Source organism: Streptomyces sp. NBC_00525 (assembly GCF_036346595.1).
GTDB lineage: Bacteria > Actinomycetota > Actinomycetes > Streptomycetales > Streptomycetaceae > Streptomyces.
The window spans coordinates 3,400,846-3,418,649 of the sequence record NZ_CP107834.1 but is presented as its reverse complement, the minus strand read 5'-3'; the positions used below and the strand labels follow the sequence as shown (position 1 = coordinate 3,418,649).

Annotated in this window: 14 protein-coding genes; 9 read left to right on the top strand and 5 right to left on the bottom strand. The window is 70.3% G+C overall.

Annotated features, from left to right (window positions below):
* Positions 1–287: 287 nt before the first annotated feature.
* Positions 288–1,127: an HAD family hydrolase gene (locus OG710_RS15015; protein ID WP_111329999.1), complete on the top strand. Its 840-nt coding sequence runs from the start codon at positions 288–290 to the stop codon at positions 1,125–1,127.
* A 347-nt stretch (positions 1,128–1,474) separates the two neighbouring features.
* Here OG710_RS15015 and OG710_RS15010 read toward each other — a convergent pair whose 3' ends face one another.
* Positions 1,475–2,299: an oxidoreductase gene (locus OG710_RS15010; RefSeq protein ID WP_330239779.1), complete on the bottom strand. Its 825-nt coding sequence runs from the start codon at positions 2,297–2,299 to the stop codon at positions 1,475–1,477.
* A gap of 102 nt (positions 2,300–2,401) precedes the next feature.
* Here OG710_RS15010 and OG710_RS15005 point away from each other — a divergent pair, with 102 nt between their 5' ends.
* Positions 2,402–3,397 (top strand): ATP-binding protein, encoded by a 996-nt coding sequence (locus tag OG710_RS15005; protein ID WP_111335352.1) that lies wholly within the window; start codon positions 2,402–2,404, stop codon positions 3,395–3,397.
* Positions 3,398–3,505: 108 nt separating this feature from the next.
* Here the strand turns inward: OG710_RS15005 and OG710_RS15000 are convergent, their stop codons facing one another.
* Positions 3,506–4,819, bottom strand: coding sequence for a hypothetical protein (locus OG710_RS15000; protein ID WP_330239778.1), 1,314 nt, complete (start codon positions 4,817–4,819; stop codon positions 3,506–3,508).
* Between the two features lie 283 nt (positions 4,820–5,102).
* Here OG710_RS15000 and OG710_RS14995 point away from each other — a divergent pair, with 283 nt between their 5' ends.
* From OG710_RS14995 to OG710_RS14970, 6 genes are all read left to right on the top strand, one after another.
* The gene (locus OG710_RS14995) at positions 5,103–7,955 is read left to right on the top strand and encodes a bifunctional SulP family inorganic anion transporter/carbonic anhydrase (protein ID WP_330239777.1); all 2,853 of its coding nucleotides are present in this window, start codon (positions 5,103–5,105) and stop codon (positions 7,953–7,955) included.
* Positions 7,956–8,139: 184 nt separating this feature from the next.
* Positions 8,140–10,143 carry an acetate--CoA ligase gene (gene acs / locus OG710_RS14990; RefSeq protein WP_330239776.1) on the top strand — a complete coding sequence of 668 codons (2,004 nt, stop codon included), beginning with the start codon at positions 8,140–8,142 and terminating at the stop codon, positions 10,141–10,143.
* Between the two features lie 240 nt (positions 10,144–10,383).
* Entirely contained in the window at positions 10,384–11,790 is a 1,407-nt protein-coding gene (gene nhaA / locus OG710_RS14985) for a Na+/H+ antiporter NhaA (RefSeq protein ID WP_330239775.1), read from the top strand.
* 39 nt (positions 11,791–11,829) lie between these two features.
* The gene (locus tag OG710_RS14980; protein ID WP_330239774.1) at positions 11,830–12,360 is read left to right on the top strand and encodes a phage holin family protein; all 531 of its coding nucleotides are present in this window, start codon (positions 11,830–11,832) and stop codon (positions 12,358–12,360) included.
* On the top strand, positions 12,357–13,385 hold the full coding sequence (locus tag OG710_RS14975) for an alpha/beta fold hydrolase (protein ID WP_330239773.1): 1,029 nt from the start codon (positions 12,357–12,359) through the stop codon (positions 13,383–13,385). Before OG710_RS14980 ends, OG710_RS14975 begins: the two co-directional genes overlap by 4 nt.
* A 105-nt stretch (positions 13,386–13,490) precedes the next feature.
* A complete protein-coding gene (locus OG710_RS14970) occupies positions 13,491–13,694 on the top strand; it encodes a hypothetical protein (protein ID WP_111329991.1) in 204 nt (67 codons plus the stop codon).
* A gap of 67 nt (positions 13,695–13,761) precedes the next feature.
* Here the strand turns inward: OG710_RS14970 and OG710_RS14965 are convergent, their stop codons facing one another.
* From OG710_RS14965 to nth, 3 genes are all read right to left on the bottom strand, one after another.
* The gene (locus OG710_RS14965) at positions 13,762–14,967 is read right to left on the bottom strand and encodes a MarP family serine protease (RefSeq protein WP_330239772.1); all 1,206 of its coding nucleotides are present in this window, start codon (positions 14,965–14,967) and stop codon (positions 13,762–13,764) included.
* Between the two features lie 89 nt (positions 14,968–15,056).
* On the bottom strand, positions 15,057–15,827 hold the full coding sequence (locus tag OG710_RS14960; protein ID WP_111329989.1) for an NUDIX hydrolase: 771 nt from the start codon (positions 15,825–15,827) through the stop codon (positions 15,057–15,059).
* A gap of 62 nt (positions 15,828–15,889) precedes the next feature.
* On the bottom strand, positions 15,890–16,834 hold the full coding sequence (nth, locus tag OG710_RS14955) for an endonuclease III (protein WP_330239771.1): 945 nt from the start codon (positions 16,832–16,834) through the stop codon (positions 15,890–15,892).
* Between the two features lie 253 nt (positions 16,835–17,087).
* On the opposite strand from nth, the gene OG710_RS14950 reads away from it, so the two are divergent.
* A complete protein-coding gene (locus OG710_RS14950) occupies positions 17,088–17,762 on the top strand; it encodes a Crp/Fnr family transcriptional regulator (RefSeq protein WP_014046869.1) in 675 nt (224 codons plus the stop codon).
* Positions 17,763–17,804: the final 42 nt, after the last annotated feature.

Below are 17,804 nucleotides of genomic sequence, written 5' to 3'. Positions count from 1 at the left end.
TTCGCTACCCACGGTCACGGCGCACGCTGAAGTCAGCAGCCCGACCGCACAGCCGGGCATGGAGCGGAAGGAAGAGAAATGGTTGAATCCGCGCGTCAAACCGCGTCCGGACATGCGACGACCCCCGCCGGGGGGGAGAGCGGGGGTCGTCCCCACGGCCGACTCGGGGGGGGAGGAGCCGGACCGGGGTTAGCACGGTCGCGAACGATCCGTGACTTCCATGGTGTACCCGAGGGCCTTCTCAGGCAAACCCACGCGCCGGGGTTTACGCCGAATGGCGGGCCCCTATGCTCTGCCATGTGGAAAACCGCTTCTTGCCGCGCACAGCCGCCTTCTTCGACCTGGACAAGACGGTCATTGCGAAGTCTTCGACGCTGACCTTCAGCAAGTCCTTCTACCACGGCGGACTGATCAACCGTCGCGCGGTGCTGCGCACTGCGTACACACAGTTCGTGTTCCTCGCCGGAGGAGCGGATCACGACCAGATGGAGCGGATGCGCGAATACCTCTCGGCGCTCTGCAAGGGCTGGAACGTCCAGCAGGTCAAGGAACTCGTGGCCGAGACCCTGCACGACCTGATCGACCCGATCATCTACGACGAAGCGGCGACGCTCATCGAGGAGCATCACACCGCCGGACGCGACGTCGTGATCGTCTCGACGTCGGGCGCCGAGGTGGTCGAACCGATCGGCGAGATGCTCGGCGCCGACCGCGTCGTCGCCACCCGCATGGTCGTCGGCGACGACGGCTGCTACACGGGCGAGATCGAGTACTACGCGTACGGCCCCACGAAGGCCGAGGCGATCAAGGCGCTCGCGGCCTCCGAGGGGTACGACCTGGCCCGCTGCTACGCGTACAGCGACTCCGCGACCGACGTACCGATGCTGGAGGCCGTGGGGCACCCGCACGCGGTCAACCCGGACCGGGCGCTGCGCCGCGAGGCGACCCTGCGGGAGTGGCCGATTCTCGTCTTCAACCGACCCGTCCGGCTCAAGCAGCGCCTCTCGGCCCTCTCCCTGCCCCCGCGTCCCGCGCTCATGGCGGCCGCAGCGGTGAGCGCCGCCGCGCTCACGGCGGGAGTCGTGTGGTTCGCCGCCCGGCGTCGGGCCTCGGCAACTCCCGCCTGACGAGCCCATTGGACCGACTCGTCCGTAATTGAACCTAAAAGTAAAGAAGTGCGGCTCCCACTACCGCTTGTCCCGCCCCTGGAGTACAAAGGAGTCAACGGCCCGCGAGACCAAGGACATCCGAGAGGATGACCTGTTTACGCAGCAAGGCCCCACGGACCGCGCACGGAGACCCGGCACCCACGCGACGTCGACCCGTCGATTACGGGCCAGCCGCACCAGGAGCGGGCAAAGACCCCGACCTGATGGGCACATATCGAGGACGCTTGGTAACCGGATGGACGTGCCAGCGGCGGTACCGGTCCCGGTACCGCCGCAATCATGTCCGCGTTCGTCGGGTGCGGCCGCTACGCGGCACCTCGCTGAAGCGCCTCGCACACCGCCGTCGACTCCCTGACGCCGAGTTCCACCGAGCGCCCGCAGTGCTCGATCCAGGTCGCCATGCCTTCGGGAGTGCCTGACAGATAGCCCTCGAAGGCTGCCGTGTAGGCCGCGCGCCCCTGTTCGGCGTGTCCGACCTCGGCCGGGCAGATCGCCTTGGGGTCGAGTCCGCTTCCGATCAGCACGATCCGCTCCGCCGTACGCGCCACCAGGCCGTTGTGCGACCCGAAGGGGCGCAGGGCCAGCAGTTCTCCGTGGACGACGGCGGCGGTGACCAGGGCGGGCGCTTGGCTCCCGGCGAGAATGAGCCGGCCGAGTCCGTCCAGCCGGCCCGCGACCTCGTCGGCGCTCGGCAGCGGCGCGTCGATCAGCGGCTCGTCCACCGGCTCACCGGCGAGCCGGGGCCGTCCGACGGCGTCCTCGGGTTTGGCGCCGCCCGCCGCGACGAGGTGGAGCCGGGCGAGGACCCGCACGGGTGACTGACGCCAGATGGAGAGGAGCTGCCCCGCCTCCGCCGTCAGCCGCAGGGCGGCTCCGACCACGCGGGCCTCGTCGTCGCCGCTGAAGTCGGTGCGCCGGCGCACCTCCTCCAGGTTCCAGTCGGCACCGGAGAGCGCCGCCGACCCACGGGCCCCCCGCAGCGCGGCCTCCGCAGTGACCTCGTTGCTGCGGCGCCGCATCACGCGGTGCCCGTAGACCCGGTCGACGGCCTTGCGTACGGAGTCCACCGCGTCGTTCACGCCCGGCAGAGCGCCCAGGGCGGCGAGCGGGTCCGAGGAAGTCGTACTCATAAGTAGCGAGGCTACGCGCCCCGCCCGTCCCGACCGGTCCGCAGTGGCCTTCTTCACGCAAGCGGAGAACACAAAGCGATCGATCGACTACCCTAGGTGAACATGAAGATCGCTTTCGTAGGGAAGGGCGGCAGCGGCAAGACGACGCTGTCCTCGCTCTTCATCCGCCACCTCGCCGCCAATGAAGCTCACGTCGTCGCCGTGGACGCCGACATCAACCAGCACCTCGGAGCCGCCCTCGGCCTCGACGAGGACGAATCCGCCGCACTGCCCGCCATGGGGGCGCAGCTGCCTCTGATCAAGGAGTACCTGCGCGGCAGCAATCCGCGGATCGCCTCGGCGGCGACGATGATCAAAACGACGCCGCCCGGCGAAGGCTCGCGGCTCCTGCGGGTGCGCGAGGACAACCCGATCTTCGAGACCTGCGCCCGTACGGTCCGGCTCGACGACGGAGACATCCGGTTGATGGCGACCGGGCCGTTCACCGAGTCGGATCTCGGCGTGGCGTGCTACCACTCCAAGGTCGGCGCGGTCGAGCTCTGCCTCAATCACCTCGTCGACGGCCCCGACGAGTACGTGGTGGTCGACATGACGGCCGGTTCGGACTCCTTCGCCTCCGGGATGTTCACCCGCTTCGACATGACGTTCCTCATCGCCGAGCCCACCCGCAAGGGCGTCTCGGTCTACCGCCAGTACAAGGAGTACGCGCGGGACTTCGGCGTCGACCTGAAGGTCGTCGGGAACAAGGTGCAGGGCGAGGACGACCTGGAGTTCCTGCGCGCCGAGGTGGGTGACGACCTGCTGGTAACCGTCGGCCACTCCGACTGGGTACGGGCCATGGAGAAGGGCCGCCCGGCGCGTTTCGAACTGCTCGAAGCGGACAACAGGATGGCCCTGCAGCGCCTCCAGGACGCTGCGGAGGACTCGTACGAGCGGCGGGACTGGGGCCGGTACACGCGCCAGATGGTTCATTTCCATCTGAAGAACGCGGAGAGCTGGGGGAACGAGAAGACCGGGGCGGACCTCGCCGCCCAGGTCGATCCGGCATTCGTGCTGGATGAGCGTTTCATTCACGCCGAAGCCGCCCAGCCCGCTTGAGGAACGGCGGTTCCGTGCGGCCCACCCGCTGAGCCGCCGGAACCGCGATGGACGCGACGGCCGGCGCCGGGCACATCTCCTGCCCGGCGCCGGGGGCCATGCCCGAACTCAGCGTCCGGCCGGATTCCCCGCCGCCGCTGCGGGCGCCTCCGAGGCCGCCCCGTCCCGGCCGGCACCCGCGCCCGCCTTGAGGAACGCGGGCCATCCCGCCTTGGGCGCCTGGCCGACCTTCAGCGTCCGGAGCTTCGCCAGCACTGCGGGGTCCTGGGCGTCGAGCCAGTCCGCCAGCTGTCTGAACGAGACGCAGCGGACTTCCTCCTTGGTGCAGACGGTCGCGATCGTCTCCTCGATGGCCCGCATGTACGTACCGCCGTTCCAGGACTCGAAGTGGTTGCCGATGATCAGCGGCGCACGGTTGCCCTTGTACGCGCGGTCGAAGGCCTGGAGCAGCCCGTCGCGCATCTGGTTCCCCCAGAACTCGCGCTTCTCCGGGTCTCCCTGGGTGGTCCCGGACTGGTTGAACATGAAGTTGTAGTCCATCGACAGCGTTTCGAAGTCGCGCCCGGGAACGGGGACGAGCTGCATGGAGAGGTCCCAGATCCCGTTCTCCTTCGCGGGCCACACCTGGTCGTTGACGCCGCTGGAGTCATAGCGGAACCCCATGGTGCGTGCTGCCGCCACCATGTTCTCCCTGCCCTCCAGACAAGGGGTGCGGCCGCCGACGAGTTCCTTGTCGTAGTCGAAGGGAAGCGACTTCTCGGCCTTGAGGAGCGGGGCGTTCGACTTCCAGCTCTTGACGAAGGACTTCGCCTGGCTGATCTCGCTCTTCCACTCCTCGACGGACCAGGTGCCCACGCCGCCGTCCTTGCCGCAGAAGTGGCCGTTGAAGTGGGTGCCGATCTCGTTCCCGTCCTCCCAGGCTCCGCGGAGCTGGGTGAGAGTGTTCCGGATGCCCTCGGTGTCGTTGAATCCGATGTCCGAGCTGCCCGCGTTGTGCTTGGGCGGGTCGTACTGTGCGCGCTTCGTCTCCGGCAGCAGGTACACGCCGCTGAGGAAGTACGTCATCGACGCGTTGTACTTCTTGCCCACTTCGCGGAAGTGCGAGAAGAGCCGCTGGCTGTCCTCGCCCGCACCGTCCCACGAGAACACCACGAACTGCGGCGGCTTCTGCCCCACCGCCAGGCGCTTCACCGCCGGCTGCTCGGGCTGGGCACCCGTGAACGCGGTGGAACCGTCACCGATCGCCCGGAACACGCTCTTGGGGGCCGCCTCGGCGGCCTTCTTCTTCTCGCCCGCGGCGCCATTGACGGCTCCGGGGCCGGAGTCCCCCGATCCGTAACCGATCCCCGAGCATCCGGCCGCCCCCGCGACCAGCGCGGCGGCCATGACACCGAGGGCGATCCTCTTCGTGGCGGCCATCATCCGCCCACCTCTTCCTCGCAGGTAGCTTGCGCCGAGTGCCGACACGGCCCCGTCAAGGTCGCACGCATTGACGAAGAGTGGGAGCGACAGGCCGAATGAAAAGATGCCTATTCACCGGAATGGGTGGCTAGACGGCCTATTTGCCAGCAATCCTGGACACAGATCTTTACTCTCCATTACCGTCTGTTTACCGAGAGTTGGAAATACCTCGCCGCTGCATACCGTCACCCACGGCCGCGTCATCGGGTTCCGAGACCGCGCCGCCCAGGAGGAGACCGGAAATATGTCTGCCTGCGTACCCACTCGTCACGACCACTCATCCCGTAGTTCGCGGCCTTCCCGCTCCCTGGGAGTCAAGCGACCACACAGCCCGCCGCCGCGCGGCGGACGATTCCTCATCGCGGGCGCCGATGTCTCCGCGTCCATCACCGTCTTTCTGCTCGCCATCCCCATGTCGCTCGGCCTGGCCGTGGCCATGGGAGCCCCTCTGGAGGCGGGCCTCCTCTCAGCCGCAGTCGGCGGCATCGTCGCCGGGCTTCTCGGCGGCACACCTCTCCAGGTCTCCGGCCCGTCCGCCGGACTGACCGTGGTGACGGCCCAGACAATCCAGGTCTACGGCTGGCGCACCACCTGCGCCATCACCATCGGGGCGGGCCTGCTCCAACTCGTGCTCGGCTCCCTGCGGGCGGCCCGCAGCGCTCTCGCCGTCAGCCCCGCCATCGTCCACGGCACGCTCGCCGGTATCGGTGTCGCGATCGCGCTCGCTCAACTGCACATCGTGCTGGGCGGATCGCCCCAGAGCTCGGCCATCTCCAACGTCCTGCACCTCCCGGAACAGCTGGCGCGTGTCGACCCCGCCGCCCCGCTGATCGGCGGGCTCACCGTCGCCGTCCTCGTCCTGTGGCCGCTGCTGCCAGGCCGTGCCGGACGGCTCCTGCGCCGGGCCCCGGCGGCCCTGGCCTCAGTGGCCCTGGCCACGGCCGCGGCAGCCTGGGCGGCCCCGTCGATCGCCCGGGTGGACCTGCCCTCCTGGAGCTCGCACGCCCTGCCCGAGTTGCCGCACGGGCCGGTGTTCGGCCTGGCCACAGCGGTGTTCACGATGATGCTGGTGGCCAGCCTGGAGTCGCTGCTGGCCGCCGTCGCGGTGGACAAGCTGGCCGCCGACCGGAACCGCGCCCACGCGGTGGGCTCCCCCGTGGCGCCCGGCCCCGACGTCCCCGATACCCCCGACCGCTCCGATGCCCCCGCCGCACCGGCCGGCCCCGTCCGTCTCGCGCCGCCCCCGTTGAAGCGCTCCGACCTGGACCGGGAATTGCGCGCACAGGGCATCGCCAACATGGTGTCCGGGCTGCTGGGTGGGCTCGCGGTCTCCGGAGGAGCCGTGCGCAGTTCGGCCAACGTGAGAGCCGGGGCGACCGGCCGTGCCTCGACCGTGCTGCACGGCGTGTGGATTCTGCTCGCCTCCGGGCTGCTCGTCGCCGCGCTGGAGCTGATCCCGCTGGCAGCCCTCGGGGCGCTGGTGATGATGGTCGGCCTCAAGATGGTGAGCCTCGCGCACATCCGCAACGTCCACAAACACCGGGAGTTCCTGGTCTACGGCGCGACGATCGCCGGGGTGCTGGTGGTCGGCGTCCTCAAGGGTGTCGCGATCGGGATCGCCGTGGCGGTGGCCGTCGCGCTGCACCGCCTCGGCCGGACCCGGATCACCATCTCCACCCTGAACGGGCAGCATCATGTGCTCGTACGAGGCCAGTTGACGTTCCTGGCCGTGCCGCGCCTGAGCCGGATGCTGGCAGGACTGCCCCAGGGCGCGGACGCGGTGGTCGAGTTGGACGGCTTCTTCATGGATCACGCCGCCTACGAAGCCATCCAGGACTGGAGCAACGCCCATACGGCGCACGGCGGGCAGGTTGCCTTCGCCGGACGCTCGGGTGGCAGGATCGCCGAGCCCGCTGCCGCAGCTCACTCCTGCTGCCGACCGTGGACGCCATGGCGCAACCATCACTGTCACGACCGGCCGGAGCACGCGCCTCCGCCACAGACGGCCGACAGCCAACCGCGCCCCGCGTCCACCACCGGCTCCCCGACGACAGCCCCAGCCATCGGCGTCATCGCCCCGGCTCCGACTTCCGCCCCGCCCCACCCCGGCACCGGCGCTCCTGCGGATGCGGCTCCACAGCCCGCGCACCGCCCACCTCCATCCCAGTCGGCCCCCACCGCCCCCGAAGCCCCCGAAGTCCCCGCGACGCCCGCCACGCCCGCGTCGGCCCAGGCACCCCCCGCCGGCTCACCCGCGCCGACGCCCCCCGCCTCGCAATCGGCCCCCGCCTCGCGTTCGGCCCCCGCCGCCACCGAGCACGCCGGACCGGCCAGGCCCAACGCGGCCGAAAGCCCCACCAGCCCCGCCGCCCACGGCGGACACGGCGGACACCGGCTGGTCAGAGGACTCAGCTCCTTCCAGCGCGATACGGCGCCCCTGGTCCGCGCGGAGCTGGCGCGCCTCGCCAGAGAAGGCCAGCGCCCCTCTCAGCTCTTCATCACCTGCGCGGACTCCCGCCTGGTGACGAGCATGATCACGGCCAGCGGTCCCGGTGATCTGTTCACCGTGCGCAACATCGGCAATCTGGTCCCGCTCCCGGGCTCCGAGCAGGGCGACCACTCCGTGGGGGCGGCGATCGAGTACGCCGTGGATGTGCTCGGCGTCGAGTCCATCACCGTCTGCGGGCACTCGGGCTGCGGTGCGATGAACGCGCTGCTGGCCAATGCCCCGGCCCCCTCGCCGCACGCGCCGGGCACCTCACTCGCGCGCTGGCTCCGGCACGGGCTGCCGAGCCTGGGCCGGATGACCGCGGCCGGCGAGGTCCGAGCCCGTATCGCCGGCCGGGCGCCCGCCGATACAGTGGAGCAGCTCTGCCTGACCAACGTCATGCAGCAGCTCGACCATCTGAGGGCCCACCCCTCAGTGGCCCGCCGCATCGCCGAAAGCACCCTGCAGCTCCACGGGATGTACTTCCACGTGGCCGAGGCCCAGTCGTATCTGCTGACCGAAGCAGCGGGTGCGAAGGAGGGGCGAGCCGCAGTGTTCGACCCGGTCACGCCCGCCCGTCCGGCCGAGTTGGCCCGTTCCGGGGCCTGAACCGCAGGCACGTCGGGTACGTGAGTCCCAGTGACCCCGCTTCCGGGCCGGACCGGCCGCCGCACTGGCGCAAACACGTCGATTCGACGCGCCGCGCCGGTACGGAAGCGGGATCATGCCTTATACACGAGACACAGGTCTAAACCAATTCCCGGCAGACCCTTGTCACCCGGCCTTCGGACTGATGAGCTATGCCCGGGACACAACGGACACCCTGGGACTGGGAGAAGTCGTGAGCAACGAAAGCCTGGCCAACCTGCTTCGGGAAGAGCGGAAGTTCTCTCCGCCTGCCGAGCTGGCCGCCAACGCCAACGTCACCGCCGAGGCGTATGAGCAGGCCAAAGCGGACCGGCTGGGCTTCTGGGCCGAGCAGGCCCGGCGCCTGACGTGGGAGACCGAGCCGACCGAGACGCTCGACTGGAGCAACCCGCCCTTCGCGAAGTGGTTCGCGGACGGCAAGCTCAACGTCGCGTACAACTGCGTGGACCGTCACGTCGAGGCGGGCAACGGCGACCGGGTCGCCATCCACTTCGAGGGCGAGCCCGGTGACAGCCGCGCCATCACCTACGCGGAGCTGAAGGACGAGGTCTCGCGCGCCGCCAACGCCCTCACCGAGCTCGGTGTCGGCAAGGGCGACCGCGTCGCCGTCTACCTGCCGATGATCCCCGAGGCCGCCGTCGCGATGCTGGCCTGCGCCCGCATCGGCGCCGCGCACTCGGTGGTGTTCGGCGGCTTCTCCGCCGACGCCATCGCGGCCCGCATCCAGGACGCGGACGCCAAGGTCGTCATCACCGCCGACGGCGGATACCGCCGCGGCAAGCCCTCCGCGCTCAAGCCCGCGGTGGACGACGCCGTCTCCCGTATCGACGGCGTGGAGCACGTCGTCGTGGTCCGCCGTACCGGCCAGGACACCGCGTGGACCGAGGGCCGTGACATCTGGTGGCACGACATCACCGGCCGCCAGTCCACCGAGCACACCCCCGAGGCGTTCGAGGCGGAGCAGCCGCTCTTCATCCTGTACACGTCGGGCACCACGGGTAAGCCCAAGGGCATCCTGCACACCTCCGGCGGCTACCTCACCCAGGCGGCCTACACCCACCACGCGGTCTTCGACCTCAAGCCGGAGACCGACGTCTACTGGTGCACCGCCGACATCGGCTGGGTGACCGGGCACTCGTACATCGTCTACGGGCCGCTGGCCAACGGCGCCACGCAGGTGATGTACGAGGGCACCCCCGACACCCCGCACCAGGGGCGTTTCTGGGAGGTCATCCAGAAGTACGGCGTCACGATCCTCTACACCGCGCCGACCGCGATCCGTACGTTCATGAAGTGGGGAGACGACATCCCCGCCAAGTTCGACCTGTCGTCGCTGCGCGTCCTCGGTTCGGTGGGTGAGCCGATCAACCCCGAGGCGTGGATGTGGTACCGCAAGCACATCGGCGCCGACAAGTGCCCGATCGTGGACACCTGGTGGCAGACCGAGACCGGCACGATGATGATCTCGCCGCTCCCCGGCGTCACGGACACCAAGCCGGGCAGCGCCCAGCGCGCCCTGCCGGGCATCTCGGCGACCGTCGTGGACGACGAGGCCAACGAGGTCCCGAATGGCGGAGGCGGCTACCTGGTCCTCACCGAGCCGTGGCCGTCGATGCTCCGCACCATCTGGCGCGACGACCAGCGCTTCCTCGACACCTACTGGTCCCGGTTCGAGGGCAAGTACTTCGCCGGTGACGGCGCCAAGAAGGACGAGGACGGCGACATCTGGCTGCTGGGCCGGGTGGACGACGTGATGTTGGTGTCCGGGCACAACATCTCGACCACCGAGGTCGAGTCGGCGCTCGTCTCGCACCCCTCCGTCGCGGAGGCGGCCGTGGTCGGCGCCGCCGACGAGACGACCGGCCAGGCCATCGTCGCCTTCGTCATCCTGCGCGGTACGGCGACCGCGTCCGACGACCTGCTGGCCGAGCTGCGCAACCACGTCGGCTCGACGCTCGGCCCGATCGCCAAGCCGAAGCGCATCATGCCGGTGGCGGAGCTGCCCAAGACCCGTTCCGGCAAGATCATGCGCCGTCTGCTGCGCGACGTCGCCGAGAACAGGGCACTGGGAGACGTGACGACCCTGACCGACTCCTCGGTCATGGACCTCATCCAGAGCCAGCTCCCCTCGGCCCCGTCCGAGGACTGAGGGCCCCGGGCCCGATACGGGCCGACCCGACCCGAAGGGCATCCGGCGACACGCCGGGTGCCCTTCGGGCACCGGGGGGGAAGATCACCGCTCCCACGCACCCCCGCCTCCGGGCCCCACGGGTACAGTGGCAGTTGATCGTCAAAAGAAATGAAAATTTCCACAGGGGTGCCGGGAAGTCTGGTCGGCAAGTGCATCAGCCATGCCATCGCTGCCGTACCGACCCGGAGGTCTCCCCCCGTGACCGCGTCCACCCCCGCACCCCCCGGCCCCCGCCGCACCTTTCTGGGGCGGCTTCCGCTGCCCGAGCGCAACTACGTCGCCGAGGCCCTGCGCACGGAGACCGTCGGGGGCGTCATCCTGCTGGTCGCGGCGGTGGCGGCGCTGGTGTGGGCCAACACCGCCGGCAAGAGCTACGAGGCCGTCAGCCACTTCCACATCGGACCCGGGAGCCTCGGACTGAACCTCTCCGTGGCGCACTGGGCCGCCGACGGCCTGCTCGCCGTCTTCTTCTTCGTCGCCGGCGTCGAACTCAAACGCGAACTCGTGGCGGGCGAGCTGCGCGACCCCAAGGCGGCGGCGCTGCCCGTGGCCGCCGCGCTCTGCGGCATGATCGTCCCCGCGCTCGTCTACACGCTGGTGAACGTGGCCGGCGACGGCTCCGCCAGCGGCTGGGCCGTCCCCACCGCCACCGACATCGCCTTCGCCCTCGCCGTCCTCGCCGTCATCGGCACCTCGCTGCCGGCCGCGCTCCGGGCCTTCCTGCTCACCCTCGCCGTCGTGGACGACCTCTTCGCGATCCTGGTCATCGCGATCTTCTTCACCGAGGACATCGACTTCCTGGCGCTCGGCGGCGCCTTCGTCGGCCTGGGCGTCTTCTACCTGCTGCTCCGCCTGGGCGTGCGCGGCTGGTACGTCTACGTACCGCTCGCCCTGCTCATCTGGGGCCTGATGTACAACAGCGGCATCCACGCCACCATCGCCGGTGTCGCCATGGGCCTGATGCTGCGCTGCACCCGGCGCGAGGGCGAGGAGCATTCGCCGGGCGAACAGGTCGAGCACCTGGTGCATCCCCTGTCCGCGGGGTTCGCCGTGCCGGTCTTCGCGCTCTTCTCCGCAGGCGTCTCCCTCTCCGGCGGTGCGTTGGCGGGCGTGTTCAACCGGCCCGAGACCCTCGGGGTCGTCCTGGGGCTCGTCGCAGGCAAGACCATCGGGGTCTTCGGCGGTACATGGCTGACCACCCGGCTCACCAAGGCCGAACTCAACAAGGATCTGGCCTGGGCCGACGTCTTCGCCGTCGCCACCCTCGCCGGCATCGGCTTCACCGTGTCGCTGCTGATCGGTGAGCTGGCCTTCGCCGGTGACGACGACATGATCAACGAGATCAAGGCGTCGGTTCTGCTCGGCTCCCTCATCGCCGCCGTACTCTCCGGTGTACTGCTCAAACTCCGGGTACGGAAGTACCGGGCACTGTCCGACGCCGAGGAGCTCGACGAGGACGGTTCCGGGGTACCGGACGTCTACGAACAGGACGATCCCGCGTACCACCTGAGAATGGCCGCGATCTACGAGGAGAAGGCGGCCGAGCACCGCCGCCGTGCCCGACTGGCGGGGGCAGCGAGCAGCAAGCCGGACAGTCCGGCATGATCTGACATCGGACACGTTGAACGGGAGAGGGAGTCAGGGATGAGCGACCCCGGCAATTACGCGGGCAGCGCCGACCGCAGTCTCGGCCAGTTGGTCGCGTCGGCGACGGCCGAGCTGTCGGCGCTGGTGCACGACGAAATCGCCCTGGCCAAGGCCGAGGTGCGGCAGGACGTCAAGCGCGGCGTCATCGGCAGTGTGGCCTTCATCGTCACGGGCGTGCTGATCCTGTTCTCCATCCCGGTGCTGAGCTTCGCGGCCGCGTACGGCATCCACAATCTGGGGCTCGGGCTGGCCTGGTCGTTCCTGATCGTCGGCGGCGCGTTCATCCTGCTGGGCATCCTGCTCGCGCTGTTCGGCTACGCGAAGATCAAGAAGGTCAAGCCGCCGGAGAAGTCCATCGCGTCCGCCAAGCAGACCGCCGCTGTCCTGCAGGGCGTCAAGCCGCACCCCCGCCCGGAGACCGCAGCCGACGCCATCCTCCCGGTGGGCGGCAGCACCCGCTCCGACCGCGCCATCGAGAGCGCACCGGTCCGGGACAAGGCGTCCGCTGTGGCACGCTCGTCCACATGACCGTCCCCGATTCCAGCGCAGTCGGCCCCCTGGGCCCGGAGGACCGGGCGGACCGGGCGGGCCGTGCGCGCCCGGCCGCACCGGCGGAATCCGCCCCCTTCGCCCCGGCCGGCGGCCCCGTACGCCTCGACGGGCCGTGGACCCACCGGGACGTCGCGGCGAACGGCGCCCGCTTCCACATCGCCGAAATGGGTGAAGGGCCGCTGGTTCTTCTCCTGCACGGCTTCCCGCAGTTCTGGTGGACCTGGCGCCACCAGTTGCCCGCACTCGCCGAGGCCGGATTCCGGGCCGTGGCGATGGATCTGCGCGGCGTCGGCGGCAGCGACCGCACCCCCCGCGGCTACGATCCCGCCAATCTGGCCCTCGACATCACCGGTGTGGTCAGGTCGCTCGGTGAGCCGGACGCCGCCCTGGTCGGCCACGACATGGGCGGCTACCTGGCCTGGACGGCCGCCGTGATGCGCCCGAAGCTGGTGCGCCGGCTGGTCGTCTCCTCGATGCCCCACCCCAGGCGGTGGCGCTCCTCGATGCTCTCCGACTTCGCCCAGTCGCGGGCCGGCTCGTACATCTGGGGCTTTCAGCGGCCGTGGCTGCCGGAACGTCAGCTGGTGGCCGACGACGCCGCGTTGGTGGCGCGCCTGATCAGCGACTGGGCGGGACCGGGCAAGGCGGACTTCCCCGACGAGGCGACGCTGGGCGTCTACCGGCGGGCGATGAGCATCCCCTCGACGGCACACTGCTCGATCGAGCCGTACCGCTGGATGGTGCGCTCGCTGGCTCGTCCCGACGGCATCCAGTTCAACCGGCGCATGAAGCGGCCGGTCCGGGTGCCGACGCTCCACCTGCACGGTTCACTCGATCCGGCGGTCCGCACCCGCAGTTCGGCCGGGTCCGGCGAGTATGTCGAGGCGCCCTACCGTTGGCGACTTTTCGACGGTCTCGGTCACTTCCCGCACGAGGAGGACCCGGCCGGGTTCTCGGCCGAACTCATCAACTGGCTCAAGGATTCCGAGCCCGACCGCTAGCCGATGGGCACGCGTGTCCGAGAAATGGCCACGTGCCCGGCGCATAGGCCAATTGGCTGACGGACAGACGGTTACGGACCATGAGGCACGGGCAGACGTCCCGGTATGGGCTGGACGCACGACTTCGGTGACGCAGCACGCAACCGTCGCTCGACCGCCACGGCGGTTACGGGCATTCATGAGGGGGACGGCCTCCAGGGCCGGGTGCAGGCTATGCACGTTGTGGACGATCCCCGGCTCGGCATCTCGCGCATCCTGCGCCGCAGGGCCCGCTGGGTCTCGGCGCGGCTGCGCCATCCCCGTAACTGACACCGCGCACGGGACCGCCCGGCGGCGCGCTCCCCAGCGCTCCCCAGCGGTGTCCGGCAGACGCCGGCTAGAGCGCGCACCCCTGGCTGTCGACCTGCTGGTTGGCCGTGCGGCCCCGTGCGATGTCCTCGCGGATCTCGTCCGCCGTCAGCGCGTAGCCGGTGTCCGGGTCGTCGAGCGACTTGGCGAACACGACCCCGTACACCTTGCCTTCGGGGGTCAGCAGCGGGCCGCCGGAGTTGCCCTGACGGACGGTGGTGTAGAGGGAGTACACATCGCGGCGGACCGTGCCCCGGTGGTAGATGTCGGGGCCGTTGGCGTCGATGCGGGCCCGGACGCGCGCGGAGCGTACGTCGTACGAGCCGTTCTCCGGGAAGCCCGCGACGATGGCGCTGTCCCCCGACTCCGCGTCACGTTCGGTGTCGGCGAACCGCAGCGGCTTCGCGTCGAGGTCGGGCACGTCGAGCACGGCGATGTCGCGCTGCCAGTCGTAGAGGACGACCTTCGCGTCGTACAGGCGTCCCTGGCCGCCGATCTGGACGGTCGGCTCGTCGACGCCGCCGACGACGTGGGCGTTGGTCATGACACGGCGGTCGGCGAACACGAAGCCGGTGCCTTCGAGGACCTTGCCGCAGCTCGGGGCCGTACCCACGACCTTGACGATGGACTGCTTGGCGCGCGCCGCGACCGGGCTGCCCACCAGGGCCGGATCAGGGGCCCTGACCTCGGTGATCGGTTCGTTGGCGAAGGGGCTGAAGACCTGCGGGAAGCCGTTCTGCGCGAGGACCGAGGAGAAGTCCGTGAACCAGGTGGACGCCTGGGGCGGCATCACACGGGAGACGCCCAGCAGGACCGAGGAGTTGCGGACCTCCTTGCCGAGCGTCGGCAGCGAGGTGCCCGCCAGGGCGGAGCCGATCAGCCAGGCGACCAGCAGCATCGCCACCACGTTGACCAGGGCGCCGCCGGTCGCGTCCAGGGCGCGCGCGGGCGACCAGGTGATGTGCCGGCGGAGCTTGTTGCCGAGGTGGGTGGTGAACGCCTGGCCCACCGACGCGCACACGATCACGATGACGACCGCGACGACGGCCGCGGTCGAGGAGACCTCCGAACCGTCCGTCAGCTGGTCCCACAGGACCGGCAGGAGGTAGACGGCGACGAGACCGCCGCCCAGGAACCCGATCACCGACAGAATGCCGACGACGAACCCCTGGCGGTAGCCGATGACCGCGAACCACACGGCGCCGGCCAGCAGCAGGATGTCCAGCACGTTCACCGTCTATAGCCTCGCAGATTCGTCACCGGGCCCGTACGCCTCCGCGGCTCCGGGCGGGCCCGGACCTGCGGAGCACGGAAGTCAGCCTGTCATGCGCGCCAGTCGAGCGGCACCTGCCTGGCCCTGTCCCACGGGCGTTCCCAGCCCGCGAAGTGCAGAATCCGGTCGATCACGCCGGCCGTGAACCCCCAGACGAGTGCCGATTCGACCAGGAATGCCGGGCCCCGGTGGCCGCTGGGGTGGATGGCCGTCGCCCGGTTGGCCGGGTCCGTGAGATCCGCCACGGGGACGGTGAACACCCTCGCGGTCTCACCCGGATCGACGACCCCGACCGGGCTGGGTGTACGCCACCAGCCGAGGACGGGCGCCACGACGAAGCCGCTCACCGGGATGTAGAGCCGCGGCAGGACGCCGAAGAGCTGCACCCCGCCCGGATCGAGCCCGGTCTCCTCCTCGGCCTCCCGCAGCGCGGCCCGGAGCGGTCCGGTGGTCGCCGGGTCGCCGTCCTCCGGGTCGAGCGAGCCGCCGGGGAAGGACGGCTGGCCCGGATGGGAGCGCAGGCTTCCGGCCCGCTCCATCAGCAGCAGCTCGGGGCCGCGCGCGCCCTCGCCGAACAGGACGAGCACGGCCGACTGGCGTCCCGCACCGCTCGCGGGCGGCAGGAAGCGGCTGAGCTGCTGGGGCCGTACGGTCCGCGCGGCGTGGGCGACGGGGTCGAGCCAGCCGGGCAGGCCCTCTTCCGAGACGGCCACCGGGGAGCCGCCGTACTCGGCGCTTCCGTGCGCCACCGGGGCGCGGCGGTCCGCGTCGCCGTGCCGTTCCTGGCCCTGCCGTTCCGTGCCGGGTTCATGCGTCTTCATGGGCACCCCTCCGTCTCACAACGCCTGTCGTCCCGCGATTCGTTCCGCAGCGGCGGTACGCGTCAGCCGGCGCCGAGCGGAGGGGCCGGGCTTCCCGGATAGTCCGGCGGCGGGTTCAGCCGCTGGCCCGGCCGGCCGCCCATCTCGTACTTCAGCAGCTTGCGGGCCTTCTCCGGGTCGGTCTCGCCCTCGCCGTACGCGGGGCAGAGCGGGGCGATCGGGCAGGCGCCGCAGGCGGGCCTGCGGGCGTGGCAGACGCGGCGGCCGTGGAAGATGACGCGGTGCGAGAGCATGGTCCACTCGCTCCTGGGGAAGATGGCCGCGATCTCCGCCTCGACCTTCTCCGGGTCCTCCTGCTCGGTCCACTTCCACCGCCGGACCAGCCGACCGAAGTGCGTGTCCACCGTGATTCCGGGGACTCCGAAGGCATTGCCCAGCACCACGTTGGCCGTCTTCCGGCCGACTCCCGGGAGCTTGACGAGATCCTCCAGCCGCCCCGGCACCTCGCCGCCGAAGTCGTCCCGGAGCATGGCGGACAGGCCGAGGAGCGATTTCGCCTTGGCACGGAAGAAGCCGGTCGGCCGGATCAGCTCCTCCAACTCCTCCGGAACGGCGGAGGCCATGTCCTCGGGGGTGGGGTGGGCGGCGAAGAGGGCCGGGGTGGTCTGGTTGACCCTCAGATCGGTGGTCTGGGCGGAGAGGACCGTGGCGACCAGCAGTTCGAACGGATTCCGGAAGTCCAGCTCGGGGTGGGCGTACGGGTAGATCTCGGCCAGTTCGCGGTTGATCCGGCGGGCCCGACGGACCATCGCCAGATGCGATTCCGGTCGGCCCGGCTTCCGCTTCGGCCCCGCGGCCCCGGCCGCCGGTCCTTCCTTCGCACTCTTCGCGGCCTTCACGTCTTTCGCGCTCTTCGCGGCCTTCACGGCCTTCACGGCCTTCGCGCCGGACCGGCTTTCCGCCGTTTTCTTCAGGTTCTTCCGGTCGCCCGCACCCTGTTCGCCCACAGCGGAATCATGGCCCTCCGACACTCCCTCAGCCCCCTTGGCCTGCGCTCTCACCGGCATCCCGGACTCCCGGCCAGCCTAGAGCCCGGCACTGACATCCGCCCCGGTCACCGGTGATCCACCCCCAATCGGCCCCCTGCCGTACCCCTCGGCACGCACGTGCGTCAAACTGGTTTGTGATTGATCGCACTGTTTTACCGTCCGGCATGATGGGGACCACGGTTCCCTGGACAGGCCGACAAGGAGAGAACTCGTGGACGACGTTCTGCGGCGCGCCCCGCTTTTCGCGGCGCTCGATGACGAGCAGGCCGCGGAGCTCCGCGCCTCGATGAGTGAGGTGACCCTCGCGCGCGGCGACGCGCTGTTCCACGAGGGCGATCCCGGCGACCGCCTCTACGTGGTCACCGAGGGCAAGGTGAAGCTCCACCGCACCTCCCCCGACGGTCGAGAGAACATGCTGGCGGTCCTCGGTCCCGGCGAGCTGATCGGCGAGCTGTCGCTCTTCGACCCCGGCCCGCGCACGGCCACCGCCACCGCGCTGACCGAGGTCAAGCTCCTCGGCCTGGGCCACGGCGACCTGCAGCCCTGGCTCAACGCGCGCCCCGAGGTGGCCACGGCCCTGCTGCGCGCCGTCGCCCGGCGGCTGCGCAAGACCAACGACCAGATGTCCGACCTGGTCTTCTCCGACGTCCCCGGCCGTGTCGCCCGCGCTCTCCTGGACCTGTCGCGCCGCTTCGGCGTCCAGTCCGAGGAAGGCATCCACGTGGTGCACGACCTGACGCAGGAGGAGCTGGCCCAGCTGGTCGGCGCCTCCCGCGAGACGGTCAACAAGGCCCTCGCGGACTTCGCCGGCCGCGGCTGGCTGCGGCTGGAGGCCCGCGCCGTGATCCTGCTGGATGTGGAGCGGCTGGCCAAGCGCTCGCGCTGACCCGTCGCCGTACGCCGAGCGCGAAGGGGCCCCGCCACGACC